The organism is Arthrobacter sp. CC3 (assembly GCF_039907775.1).
Classification (GTDB): domain Bacteria; phylum Actinomycetota; class Actinomycetes; order Actinomycetales; family Micrococcaceae; genus Arthrobacter.
Genome location: NZ_JARCCY010000002.1, coordinates 134,688 through 147,661 on the forward strand (window position 1 = coordinate 134,688; position 12,974 = coordinate 147,661).

8 protein-coding genes and 1 tRNA gene are annotated in these 12,974 nt (G+C 65.8%); 8 read left to right on the forward strand and 1 reads right to left on the reverse strand.

Annotation, left to right across the window (positions count from 1 at the left end; translation table 11 throughout):
- Nucleotides 1-2: 2 nt before the first annotated feature.
- A complete protein-coding gene (locus PV761_RS00660) occupies nucleotides 3-1,838 on the forward strand; it encodes an ABC-F family ATP-binding cassette domain-containing protein (protein ID WP_347893538.1) in 1,836 nt (611 codons plus the stop codon).
- 106 nt (nucleotides 1,839-1,944) lie between these two features.
- Here the strand turns inward: PV761_RS00660 and PV761_RS00665 are convergent, their stop codons facing one another.
- On the reverse strand, nucleotides 1,945-2,547 hold the full coding sequence (locus PV761_RS00665; RefSeq protein WP_028270409.1) for a TetR/AcrR family transcriptional regulator: 603 nt from the start codon (nucleotides 2,545-2,547) through the stop codon (nucleotides 1,945-1,947).
- Nucleotides 2,548-2,739: 192 nt separating this feature from the next.
- On the opposite strand from PV761_RS00665, the gene PV761_RS00670 reads away from it, so the two are divergent.
- From PV761_RS00670 to PV761_RS00700, 7 genes are all read left to right on the forward strand, one after another.
- Nucleotides 2,740-2,811: transfer RNA gene (locus tag PV761_RS00670), tRNA-Gln, on the forward strand.
- Nucleotides 2,812-2,904: 93 nt separating this feature from the next.
- Nucleotides 2,905-4,431: a bifunctional UDP-N-acetylglucosamine diphosphorylase/glucosamine-1-phosphate N-acetyltransferase GlmU gene (glmU, locus tag PV761_RS00675; protein ID WP_347893540.1), complete on the forward strand. Its 1,527-nt coding sequence runs from the start codon at nucleotides 2,905-2,907 to the stop codon at nucleotides 4,429-4,431.
- Nucleotides 4,428-5,408, forward strand: coding sequence for a ribose-phosphate diphosphokinase (locus tag PV761_RS00680; RefSeq protein WP_028270407.1), 981 nt, complete (start codon nucleotides 4,428-4,430; stop codon nucleotides 5,406-5,408). Before glmU ends, PV761_RS00680 begins: the two co-directional genes overlap by 4 nt.
- 275 nt (nucleotides 5,409-5,683) lie before the next feature.
- On the forward strand, nucleotides 5,684-6,274 hold the full coding sequence (locus PV761_RS00685) for a 50S ribosomal protein L25/general stress protein Ctc (protein ID WP_347893543.1): 591 nt from the start codon (nucleotides 5,684-5,686) through the stop codon (nucleotides 6,272-6,274).
- 91 nt (nucleotides 6,275-6,365) lie between these two features.
- Entirely contained in the window at nucleotides 6,366-6,947 is a 582-nt protein-coding gene (gene pth, locus PV761_RS00690) for an aminoacyl-tRNA hydrolase (protein WP_347893545.1), read from the forward strand.
- Between the two features lie 239 nt (nucleotides 6,948-7,186).
- Nucleotides 7,187-9,919, forward strand: coding sequence for a LuxR C-terminal-related transcriptional regulator (locus tag PV761_RS00695; RefSeq protein WP_347893547.1), 2,733 nt, complete (start codon nucleotides 7,187-7,189; stop codon nucleotides 9,917-9,919).
- Complete coding sequence (locus PV761_RS00700; RefSeq protein ID WP_347893549.1) at nucleotides 9,897-12,677, forward strand: LuxR C-terminal-related transcriptional regulator; 2,781 nt, start codon at nucleotides 9,897-9,899, stop codon at nucleotides 12,675-12,677. Before PV761_RS00695 ends, PV761_RS00700 begins: the two co-directional genes overlap by 23 nt.
- The last annotated feature ends 297 nt before the right edge of the window (nucleotides 12,678-12,974 follow it).

Below are 12,974 nucleotides of genomic sequence, written 5' to 3' on the forward strand. Positions count from 1 at the left end.
CAGTGGCTCACCTGCTCGGCGGCGAGAACCTCACGGTCTCGTATGCAACCCGCACCGTCCTCGACGGCGTTACCCTCGGCCTTGAAGAGGGTGACCGGATCGGCATGGTGGGCCGAAACGGCGACGGCAAGTCCACCCTCATGCGCCTGCTGGCGATGCGCTCCACCCCCGATTCCGGCCGCGTGACCAAGCGCAGCGAAGTCAACATCGGCTACCTCGACCAGAGCGACGTGCTCGACGGCGACCTCACGGTCGGTGCCGCCATCGTCGGCGACCAGGCGGACTACGAATGGGCCCGCAACCCGCAGATCCGCGAGGTCATGGGCGGCCTGGTGTCCGACGTCGACTGGCACGCCAACGTGCACGCCCTCTCCGGCGGGCAGAAACGGCGCGTTGCGCTGGCCAAGCTGCTGATCGAAGACCACGACGTCATCATGCTCGATGAGCCGACCAACCACCTCGACGTCGAAGGGGTCGCCTGGCTCTCCCGCCACCTCAAGACCCGCTGGCGCGCCAACCAGGGCGCCTTCCTGGTGGTCACCCACGACCGCTGGTTCCTCGACGAAGTCTGCAACAAGACCTGGGAAATCCACGACGGAATCATGGACCCGTTCGAAGGCGGCTACGCGGCCTACGTCCTGGCCCGCGCCGAACGGGACCGCTCGGCTTCGGTAATGGAAGGCAAGCGCCAGCAGCTCGTCAAGAAGGAACTCGCCTGGCTGCGCCGCGGCGCCCCCGCCCGCACCGCGAAGCCGAAGTTCCGCATCGAAGCCGCCAACGCGCTGATCGCCGACGTCCCGGAACCGCGCGACTCGATGGCGCTGAGCAAGATGGCCACGGCTCGCCTCGGCAAGGACGTGCTGGACCTCGAGCACGTTTCCCTGGACTTCCTCGGTGGCGATGCCGGCCAGAAGCTCTTCGACAACATCACCCTCCGCCTCGCACCGGGGGAGCGGCTGGGGCTGGTGGGCGTCAACGGCGCCGGCAAGACCACCCTGCTCAAGCTCCTCAACGGCGAAATCCAGCCCACCTCCGGCAAGGTCAAGCGCGGCAAGACCGTTGTTACCGCCGTGCTGACCCAGGAGGTCAAGGAACTCGACGACGTCAAGGACCTGCGGGTCATCGAAGTGATCGAGCGCGAAAAGCGGTCCTTCAATGTTGGCGGCAAGGAATTCAGCGCCGGCCAGCTGGTGGAACAGCTTGGCTTCACCAATGAGAAGCAGTGGACCCCGGTCAAGGACCTGTCCGGTGGCGAACGCCGCCGCCTCCAGCTCCTGCGCCTGCTCGTTGGCGAACCCAACGTGCTGATGCTCGACGAGCCCACCAACGACCTGGACACCGACACGCTCGCCGCCGTCGAAGACGTCCTGGACGGCTGGCCGGGCACGCTCGTTGTGGTGAGCCACGACCGCTACCTGCTGGAGCGCGTAACCGACCACCAGATGGCGCTGTTGGGCGACGGCAAGATCCGCGCGCTGCCGCGGGGCGTGGACCAGTACCTGGAACTGCGCGAAGGCGCCCTGGCCGGCTCCACCATCACAGGCGGCGGCAACCCCGTCATCGGCGCTAGCGGCAGCTCGGCACCCGCCGCCGAGGGCCCGGCCGGCCCCTCCGAAGCACAGAAGCGCGACGCCCGCAAAGCCAAGAACCGGATCGACCGCCAGCTGGGCAAACTGACCCAGCAGGAGGAAAAGATCCACGCCCAGATGGTCAAGAGCACCGCCGACAACGACTTCGACGCCATGGCAGACCTGAACAAGAAACTCAAAACCCTGGCCGAAGAACGCGAAGCCCTGGAACTCGAATGGCTCGAAGCGCTGGAAGTGCTCGGAGAGTAATAAGGGGGCCGGCCAGCAATGCGGGTGAGGGAGTTATCCGGCAGCGTGCGTCAAAGCGACGAAGGAGCAGCACGCAGAGGATGACGGCCTCACCGGGCGGCGGGCCTTAGTCCACGTCGGACCGGAGCTCGGGTTCCTTCTGCAGCCCCGTGAGGCCGTTCCAGGCGAGGTTCACCAGGTGGGCGGCCACGGCGCGCTTGTCCGGCGTGCGGCTGTCCTGCCACCACTGCCCGGTCATGGCCACCATGCCCACCAGCATCTGGGCGTACATGGCGCCGTCGGCCGCACTGAACCCGCGGCGGGCGAACTCGTCGGACAGGATGTGTTCCACCCGCGCGGTGACGTGGGAGAGCAGCGTGGAAAATGCGCCTTCGGGCTGCGACGGCGGTGCGTCCCGCATCAGGATCCGGAATCCGTCCGTGCGGTCCTCGATGTACGTCAACAGGGCCAGGGCTGCCCGCTCCACCTGGACCCGTGGCTTGGCTTCGTCCGTAAGGGCGTCATTGATGGCGGCCAGCAGGATCCGGAACTCGTACTCCACCACCTGGGTGTAGAGGCCTTCCTTGGACCCGAAGTGCTCATAGATCACGGGCTTCGATACGCCCGCAGCAGCCGCAATTTCTTCGATCGTGGTGCCGTCAAGGCCCCGGATGGCGAAGAGTCCGCGTCCGATGTCGATCAGCTGTGAGCGGCGCTGCGCACCGGTCATGCGGGGCCGGGGGATGTAACCGGGTGCCCTGACGGGCCTGCCGGCAGGGCTTCCGGCGCCAGCGGGCGCACCGTTGATCTTGCTCACCGTCCCATCATGCCTTAAGGGATGCACCGGGCCCCGAGTCGCAAGTCCGCCGACCTTCGTGGCAGAATTGGTTCTCGTGCCACGGGGCTGCGGGTCCGGGCACGGTCCGCCCTGGTGTAATGGCAGCACCCCGGCCTTTGGAGCCGTGGAGTATAGGTTCGAATCCTATGGGCGGAACTGCCGCTGCGGACGGATCCCGGATCCGGAACAGACCGGCAAAGGTGTGAAAGTGCGCGCAACTGAGATCCACCAAGCAAGGAGAGCCTGTACGTGAGCCCCGAGACAACCGGCCCCGCCGCCGTCATCGTCCTAGCTGCAGGTGCCGGTACCCGGATGAAATCCCGGACGCCCAAGATTCTCCACGAAATCGGCGGCCTTTCGCTGGTTGGCCACGCCCTGCGTGCTGCCCGCACCATCGACCCCCGCCAGCTGGCCCTTGTGGTCCGGCACGAGCGCGACCTCGTGGCCGCGCACGTCTCCCGGCTTGATCCCGCGGCGCTGATCGTGGACCAGGACGAAGTCCCCGGCACCGGCCGCGCCGTGCAGGCGGCGCTGGAAGCCCTCGACGCCGGCGGACCGCTCAGCGGCACCGTTGTGGTCACCTACGGCGACGTGCCGTTGCTCTCGGCGGAGCTGCTTGCCGAGCTGGTCCTGATCCACGAACACGAACGCAACGCCGTCACCGTCCTGACCGCGGTCCTCGACGACGCGGCAGGCTACGGCCGGATCCTGCGGGCGGCCGACGGCACCGTCACGGGAATCCGCGAGCACAAGGACGCCTCCGACGAGGAACGTGACATCCGAGAAATCAATTCCGGGATCTACGCCTTCGACGCCGCCGTCCTCCGCGACGCACTGGCCCACGTCACCACGGACAATGCCCAGGGCGAGATGTACCTCACCGACGTTCTGGGCATTGCCCGCGCGGCCGGCGGGCGGGTGGCCGCCGTGGTCACCAACGACCGCTGGCAGGTCGAAGGCGCCAACGACCGCGTCCAGCTCTCGGCACTCGGAGCCGAACACAACCGGCGCACGGTGGAGGCCTGGATGCGCGCCGGTGTGACGGTCGTGGACCCCGCCACCACGTGGATCGACTCCACGGTGACCCTCGCCGAGGACGTCCGGATCCTGCCCAACACCCAGCTGCACGGCGCCACGACCGTGGCGAGGGACGCCGTCGTCGGCCCTGACACCACGCTGACCGACGTCACCATTGGCGAGGGCGCCAAGGTGACGCGGACGCACGGCTCCGGAGCCGCGATCGGCGCGAACGCGAGCGTCGGACCGTTCACCTACCTCCGCCCGGGAACGGTGCTGGGGGAGACCGGCAAGATCGGCGCCTTCTACGAAACCAAGAACGTCACTATCGGCCGCGGTTCCAAACTGTCGCACCTCGGCTACGCCGGCGATGCGGAGATCGGCGAGGACACCAACATCGGCTGTGGCAACATCACGGCCAACTACGACGGCGAGCACAAGCACCGCACCGTGATCGGCTCCGGCGTGCGCACGGGTTCCAACACGGTCTTCGTCGCTCCGGTCCAGGTGGGCGACGGTGCCTACAGCGGAGCCGGCGCGGTGATCCGGCAGGACGTTCCCGCCGGCGCGCTGGCCATCTCGGTGGCCAAGCAGCGGAACGCCGAAGGCTGGGTCGTCTCGCACCGGCCGGGCTCCATCTCAGCAGTACTGGCCGAAGCCGCGGGGGCAACGGCGCCGGTCAGCGAAACAGCCGCGGCACAGCCGCCCCTGGATTCCTCAAGCACCCCGGCACCTACAGAAGAGGGCAAGCAATCATGACCGAAATTACGGCACGCGGCGAGAAGAAACTGGTTCTCGCCGCAGGGCGGGCCCACCCCGAGCTTGCGCGGGAGATCGCCAAGGAGCTGGGCACTGAACTGCTGCCGGTGGATGCCTACGATTTTGCCAACGGGGAAATCTACGTACGCGCCGGAGAGAGCGTCCGCGGCACGGACGCCTTCGTCATCCAGGCGCACCCGGCCCCGCTGAACAACCACCTCATGGAACAGCTGATCATGATTGATTCGCTGAAGCGGGCATCCGCCAAGCGCATCACCGTGGTTTCGCCCTTCTACCCCTACTCCCGCCAGGACAAGAAGGGCCGCGGCCGCGAGCCGATCTCCGCCCGTCTGGTGGCTGACCTGTACAAGACGGCCGGCGCGGACCGCATCATGAGCGTTGACCTGCACACCTCGCAGATCCAGGGCTTCTTTGACGGTCCGGTTGACCACCTCATGGCCATCCCGCTGCTGGCCGACTACATCCGCACCCGCGTCGCCGCGGACAACATCACCGTTGTCTCCCCGGACACCGGCCGCGTCCGCGTGGCCGAACAGTGGGCCGAGCGCCTCGGCGGTGCCCCGCTGGCGTTCGTCCACAAGAGCCGCGACCTCACGGTTCCGAACCAGGCCGTGTCCAAGACCGTCGTGGGCCAGATCGAAGGCCGCACCTGCGTCCTGATCGACGACATGATCGACACCGGCGGAACCATCTCCGGGGCCGTCCAGGTGCTGAAGAACGCCGGCGCCAAGGATGTCATCATCGCGGCGACCCACGCCGTCTTCTCCGACCCGGCGGCCCGCCGGCTCGCCGAGTCGGGTGCCCGCGAAGTGGTGGTCACCGACACGCTGCCCATCCCGGCTGACAAGCGCTTCGCGCAGCTGACAGTGCTGTCCATCGCACCGTTGATTGCCCGCGCCATCCGTGAAGTGTTCGACGACGGCTCCGTCACCAGCCTGTTCGACGGCAACGCCTAAGCAAGGGCCCACGCCAGCAGGGTTCCCTGAGCGAGCTTGCGAGCTTAGGGAGCTGGTGGGGATCCGAGCCCGCCGGCGTTGGGCCCCGTTTTCAGTAACAGGGCCCAACGCTGGTAGGCTGGTCCACGATACCTTGGCGAGGGAGAGCAGTCTCCGTTATCGACTGGGTCTGAATCTCCCTTCTTGAAGGGCCGGCCACGGGCCGCCCGGCGTTGAAGGTCGCAAACAGACCTCCGCCCTTGCTGAACACCCGTTTAGATTTCAAGGAGATTTACATGTCTGAGCAGAAGCTCGCAGCAGAAGTACGCACCGAATTCGGCAAGGGCTTCGCCCGCCGCGCACGCATGGCCAACCTGATCCCCGCCGTCATCTACGGCCACGGCGCAGAGCCGATCCACATCACCCTCCCGGCGAAGGCCACCACCCTGGCCGTCCGCACCGCCAACGCCCTGCTGACTCTGGACATCAACGGCGAACAGCACCTGGCCCTCGTCAAGGACATCCAGCGCAACCCGATCAAGCAGATCGTCGAGCACCTCGACCTCCTGACCGTCCGCACCGGCGAAAAGGTTACCGTCGACGTTCCCGTCCACCTCACCGGTGAACTGGCTCCGGGCAACGCCTACAACCAGGAAATGACCGTTGTTTCCCTCGAGGCCGAGGCAACCCACCTGCCCACCGCCGTCGAGGTCAGCATCGAAGGCCGTTCCGCCGGCGAGCACATCCACGCTTCCGACCTGATCCTGCCGAAGGGTTCCATCCTGCTGGCCGACCCCGAGTCCCTGGTGGTCAACATCTCCGAGGCCACCGAGGTTTCCGACGAAGAGGCTTCCGAAGGCGCCACCGCCGAGGCTTCAGCCGAGTAATTCCGGCAGCCCGTTTCTCGTGGCCGGGTCCCTGTCGGGGCCCGGCCACTGCCGTATTAAAGCCCGTTTGCAACAACCCTAGGATTGACGAATGACTGACACCTGGCTGATCGTAGGCCTTGGCAACCCCGGCAGCGAATACAGCAACAACCGTCACAACGTCGGCCAAATGGTGCTGGATGAACTCGCGAGCCGGGTGGGCGGCAGTTTCAAAGTCCACAAGGCCCGCGCCCACGTCCTGGAGGGCCGGCTCGGGATCGGAGGACCCCGCGTCATCCTGGCCAAACCCATGAGCTACATGAACGTCTCCGGTGGTCCGGTGTCAGCCCTATCGAAGTTCTACGACATAGGTCCGGAGCACGTCGTGGCGGTCCATGACGAAATCGACATTCCCTTCAATACCGTCAAGCTCAAGATCGGCGGCGGCGAGGGCGGCCACAACGGGCTCCGGGACATTTCCAAAGCGCTGGCCACCAAGGACTACCTTCGGGTCCGCGTCGGAGTGGGCCGCCCGCCGGGCCGGATGGATACCGCCGACTTTGTCCTGAAGGACTTCGCCACGGCCGAAAAGAAGGAACTGCCGTTCCTCCTGGATGACGCCGCCGACGCCGTGGAGATTGTCATCAAGGACGGCCTTGCTGCCGCGCAGCAGAAATATCACACGTCGGTTTAGTAACGTTGCCTCGAAACCGCCTCTTTAGCGGTAGCCTGCGGGTGGGGGGACTGGTCACGGTTGGTGCAATGCAATTGGTTAACCAGTTGCATAAAGCGGCCTAATTGTTTAGCCATACCTGCTATGGTAATTTTCACATTCAAGGTCTTGTTGCCTCGTTTGGCGGCATCGGAAAACTGAACACCCGACGGCTCAGCCAACTCGCATCAGCTGGAGCCACGAAGGTAGCGTGATCGATCGTGCTTGCATCACCAGGCTCTGAACATGGGGGGCTCCTGGAGACTGAACGCCGGGGCATGGGAGCCTCCGAGCGTCGTAAGTGGTCGTCTTTGGTCAGGCAGGACATCCAGGCGTCCGTCGTCTCCATCCTGTCTGAGAGCGAACTCCACGGCGTCGTAGTCGTCGGCGCGCAAGGCGTCGGCAAGTCCACTTTTGCGCGCGCAGTGGAAGCCAAACTGGTGGGCAAGATGCATATCATCCACCTCCACGGAACCACCACTGATCCTGCCATTCCGTTTGGTCAACTGGCCTTTCTCGTGGCCCGGCTGCCCGGACATGTGCTGGAATCCCCGGGCGAAATCGTCCACGGCATTTCCCGGCTCATCCGCGAAGACGCCGCTGGGCGTCCGGTCCTGGTTGTGCTCGAAGACCTGCCGGCGATCGACAGCATGAGCACCGCAGTCCTGATGCACCTCATCCTGAGCGGCGCCGCGAAGCTCATGGTCACCGTTCGCAACGTGACGGACATGCCCGAAGACCTGATCCGGCTCCTGCGCAACAATTCGCTCGAAGAAATCCGGCTCGAAGTATTCACCAGGCCGGAAGTGAGCAAACTGCTTGCCGGCGTCCTGGGGCGTCCCGTGACTGCCACCGCCGCCAGTTCGCTGTACGCGGCGAGTGGCGGAAACCCGCTGGTTCTCCAGGCGATCGTGATTGAGCAACTGCGTTCAGGCAACCTCCACCTCGCCGGGAAAGTCTGGGCGCTGCGCGGGGGGATCAACCTCGCGGAAGCCGACGCCCTGGTGGACCTGGTCAGGTCCCGGTTGGCACGGGAAACCCCCAAGGTCAGGGAAGGCCTGGAGTGGCTGGCCCTGATCCGCCGGGTTCCCTTATTCGTCCTCCTCGATGTCCTGGACCCGGCCGTGGTTGCCGACCTCGAAAAGGCCGGGTATTTGCAAGTCGGTGAGACGGGCCGCCGCTGGGTGAGCCTGAAGGACGACTACGTCGGCGAAGTCATCCGGGGCTGGATGGACCTGCCGCGGCGAAAGGAACTCCACCAGCTCGTCGCACGGGTTGTGGGTGCAACCCCTGCCGAGATGGATGTCGAAGAGCTCCTCGGGTATGTCGCCTGGACCCTTGACTGCGGTGAGCCGGTGGAGCCGGCGTTCGCACTGGCCGCTGCCGCTGCGGCGAACCGGCTGTTCGACCCGATGTTCGCCTTGGAGGCGCTAGCGCAGATCCACGTCGGAGACCCGCACTGGGCTGAGGCCGCCCAGCAACGGGCCGCCGCTTACATGACGCTGGCTGAGCATGAGTCTGCCGTGGCGGTCCTCGAGGAGGTCACACCCGAGCAGCTGGCTGAACTACCAGCGACCGCCTACGCGAGCTGCGTGCAGGATTTCTGCAGCGCGCTGCTCTGGGTCCACGGAGGGTATACGCGGATCGACGGCATCCAGTCGGCGGCCCGGCAGGAGCTGGCCCGGCGGGAAAGGGCATCCATCGGCAATGAGACGCCGGCCGACTTTGCCCGTGCCCACGAGCTGATCATGCTCGCCGAATTCGAGCAGATGATCCACCAGGGTGAATACGCCGCCGTCGCCGAAGACCTGGAACGGTCCTACAAAGAAGACGGCGACCCGCTGTACGTCCTGAACTGCGCCTGCCTGCTGACCATGGCGTGGGCGGTCATAGGCAGGGAGGCGGACGCCATTGCCCTGGCAGCCGAGATTCAGCACCGGATGGAACAGTCCAACGTGGCGCCCGGAATGCTGGCCTGGCAGGCCGAAGGACTGTTTGCCGCCCTGCTGTGCAGCGGCCAATGGGAGGACTGCGTCAGGATTCTCACCGACGCACTGGACCAGAAGCCCAAAATCATGCAGTACCTGGGTGGGGCGGCAGAACTTGCGCTGGGTGTGGCATACACCTATGCCGGACGGGCCGACCTCGCCATCGACACGCTGCTCGGCGCCCAGGCGCAGCTGGAAATCAGGCGGAGCTACTACGGACCGTCACTGGCCTGCTCAGCCCTGGCGTTCGCCTACGCCCAGGCCGGGGACATCCAGGAATCGCGAAACTTCCTCGACCTCGCAGCCCAGGAGGAACAGCATGTCGCCTGGTTCACCTCGTGGATGGCCGAGTTCTGCGTGCGGATGGCCAAGCGGTGGCTCAAGGATCCGGGCGCAAAGCAGAAGCTGATCGAGTCCGCGCACGAGGACATTTCCAAGGGGCGGACAACCACTGCCTCCATCAGCCTGTTCGGTGCTACGGTGCATGGAACGGAGGAAGAACTGGTCCTGCTGACCGAGGTGTCCTCCCGCAGGCAGGGAAAGATGGCCAGCGTCAACCGTCTGGTCGGGGAGGGGAGCAGAAAGAAGGATTCCAAACTCCTGCTTGAGGCGGCGTCACTGGCCCAGGAGCTGCACCTCGACGCGGTGGAGTCCAGATGCGTGGTGCTGGCGCTGGACATCGCCAGGGAAAAGGGGGACTCCCAGTCCGCACGTGCCGCCCAGCACCGGCTGGACCGGCTCGTGGAAACGCTGCCGGTGTTGCCGCTGATGCCGCACACGGTGGGACCGGAACTGACCGAACGGGAACGGCAGGTTGCCAGAATGGCCAGCCAGGGGTTGAGCAACAAGGAAGTCGCCAACCGGCTGCAGCTTTCCATTCGTACGGTGGAAGGCCATCTCTACCAGATCTTCACGAAAATGGGGATTTCATCGAGGAGTGAGCTTGAAGGAACCGCTCAAGTCTGACGGGAAGGCTTCGGGGCGGTCGCGCGCCGGGACCCGGCGCCAGAATGCTGATGATCCCTGGATAGACCGGGGGGACATGCTGTCCGCGGTCAAAGACGCCCTCGCATCGGATGACTGCTGGGCGGTTTTCGTCGTCGGCGACGCCGGATTGGGAGCGTCGTCGTTCCTGGCGCAACTGAATAGCGCCGGAAACGGCCGGCAGGCGGTCATGACCGTCCACGGAAGCCCGTCACTTTCACCGGTTCCGTACGGTGCACTTTCCCCGTACCTTTCTGATCTCTCAGTAGAGGACGTCACCTCCAAAGTGGCCGTCCTCAGGGCGTTGTGGGCGCACCTCGAAAGCGGCCGGAAGGGTCCGGGACCGGCCCTGCTGCTGGTGGACGACGCCCACGACCTCGACACCGCCACGGCCGAGATGATTTCCGAACTTGTCCAGGCCGGCTGGGCCAAACTCGTCGCTACCTGCATTCCGCGGCCCGGCATCCCCCAGCCCTTGCTCCGGCTCTGGCACGACGGCACTGCCGAACGGTTCGACATCGCCCCCCTCACCCTGGAACAGGGCCATCAACTGTGCGAGGCCCTGCTTGAGGGCAAAGTGCTCAACAGCACCTCGCGTGAATACTGGCAGGAGGCCGGCGGGAACACGCTGCTGCTCAAGACCCTGATCCGCGAGGCCCAGCGTTCCGGCGACCTGATCCAGCGCAACGGGGTCTGGCTCAACGCAGGTTCCTCCCATGTACGGACGCTGGAACTCACCGCCGTCGTGAAGGTCCAGCTCATGCGCATCTCGGCCGACGGCCGTGAGGCGCTGAACCTGATCGCGCTGGCGGAACCGGTGGACAGGACCCTCGTCGGAGAAATCGCGGGTGAGCTCGCCGTCAAGGAACTGCTGGACCAGCGTCTGGTGGTCCAGTCGGTGGACAGCGAACCGACGCTCCGGCTGGTCAGCCCGGTCTACGGGGAAGTGCTGCGCCGGATCGTTCCCGCGGCCCGAAGCCTCCAGCTGCACCGGGAGCTCGTGTCCCGGATGGAACTCTCCGCTGACAAACCCGAGTCCCTGCTCCGGATGGTTTCCTGGTCTTTGGACTGTGGAGCGGAAGTCCCCGCCCGGCTGCTGATCCGGGCCGCCGTGCTGGCCTGCAAGCTCTTCGAAAGCGAGACGGCCCTGCGCATCGCCTGGGCTGTCCGGGATCCTGAACTGCAACAGACGGCACGGGCCGTGATGGCCCGCTCGCACTACAACCTGGGTCACTACGACGAGGCTGCCGCCCTCTTGAATGTGAACGTGGACGCCGGCAGCGGCCTCACGCACATGGTGGTCAACAGCCTCCTGAGGTCCGCCACCCGGACGGCACTCGGGCAGCCCGCCTCTGCGATCGAGGAGGACGCCCGGCGCCTGCGCCTGTGGGGCGAAGAAGAGGCCGCTGCCCACCCCGCGGAGTCGGCCTCCATCCGCAGGCTCACGGCACGGCGGGCGTCCCTGGTGGAACTCATGGCGTACTCGCTCGCGGGCGACTACAGGCGGATGGGTCCCGGGCTCGATGACCTGCTGGCAGCCGACGCTTCCGCAGGGGAACCGGACGGCGCGCTCACCAGGTCGATGGCACTGGCCCTGCAGGCCGAACGGCTCTGTGCTCTGGGGTATCCGTTGCAAGGGCGCCAGCTCGCAATGGATGCCTACGGCCAGGTCCAGCCTCCGGACAACGACATCTTCTTCCTTCCGGAGTTCACTGTGGTCCGGCTCGTCGCCTGCGACCTGGCCGCAGGGGAGTGGGCTGAGGCCCAGCAACTCCTAAATGGCTACGCCCAGACGTCTTTCGGTTCCGCCATGGTTTCCTTCAGCGGTGCCTCATATGTCGTCATGGGCTACATTGCACTCCGGCAGGGGAAGCTCGCCGAGGCCCTGGAATTGCTGGTCACCGGGATTGAAGCCCTCCGCGACAGTGATCCCCAGCAGATGTTCCGGTTCTGCGCAGCCATGGCCTACTACGTGGCGGCGGCCCAGGGCTTCAAGGCCGAGGCCGACAGGCTGCGGTCGGACTATGAAGCGTGGGGCGAGCGCGGCATACATCTTGTGACAGCATTTGCGCGGGACTTCCTTGCTGCCGGTGAGGAACTCCAGGCAGGGAACGGATCCGGCATCGCGGCCCTGCACCGCAGCGCGGAGGAAGCCGCGCAACAGGGCGCAGGGTTCTTGGAACTGAACGCCCTCGCCCTGGCCATGAGCCTGGGAGACACCACCCGGCTGGGGCGTGTGCAGGAGCTGGCCGGCTCGGTGGAAGGCGCTTGGGCGGCGGCCCTGGCTGAATACTCCGCCGCGCTCGCCGATGGCAGCGCCGAACTGTACCTGCGTGCGGGGGAGTCGCTCTTCGCGGCCTCGGCCTTCCAGCTGGCCTCGGATGCCTATGCCGCAGCCCTGACCTCATTGGACCGGAGCCGGAACCGGGAGCTGGCAGCCATGGCCCGCGCCGGCATCGCCCGATGCAACGAAGAGCTGGGCCACGCCGGCAACGAAGCCCAGCCGGACACGGTGGCCCCGATCCTGACCAAGCGCGAACGGAACATCGTGGGGCTGGCGGCCACGGGACTCAGCGACCGGATGATCGCGGACAAGCTCCAGATCTCCGTCCGGACGGTGGAAGGCCACCTTTACCGTTGTTACCTGAAGCTTGGCATCGCGGGACGTGACGAGTTGGCTGCCGCCGCGGGCCTCGGAGAGGACCCGCCGGTTAGGGCCAAACCAGCACCCGGGAAATGAGTACTTGGACCGGGAGGTCCTACTCGGACGTGGCGCTCAAAACGGTGCGGCGTCGGCGACTTGTTAACTATTTTGAAGCGCCCCGGGCGCACCTCCAGCCGCGTGTCAGCGCTGGATCCGCGGGGCCGCGTACCTTGGCCCGGTGACCAGGGGTACTTGCTTTCCAAGTACAGGTATCGGTCAAGCGCAAAATCGAGTACTCACTACTGGTGCCCGCGGGCGTGACAGCTGGTTAATTTGGGGTACTAGGAATCGCTCGTAAATACAGAGGTCTCACTCATGTTGACAGCTGATAAT

Bases quoted from the DNA above. Each gene is read 5' to 3' on its own strand.
- PV761_RS00685 (WP_347893543.1), top strand. From the start codon at position 5,684: ATGTCTGAGCAGAAGCTCGCAGCAGAAGTACGCACCGAATTCGGCAAG.
- PV761_RS00665 (WP_028270409.1), bottom strand. From the start codon at position 2,547: ATGACCGGTGCGCAGCGCCGCTCACAGCTGATCGACATCGGACGCGGA.
- PV761_RS00680 (WP_028270407.1), top strand. From the start codon at position 4,428: ATGACCGAAATTACGGCACGCGGCGAGAAGAAACTGGTTCTCGCCGCA.
- pth (WP_347893545.1), top strand. From the start codon at position 6,366: ATGACTGACACCTGGCTGATCGTAGGCCTTGGCAACCCCGGCAGCGAA.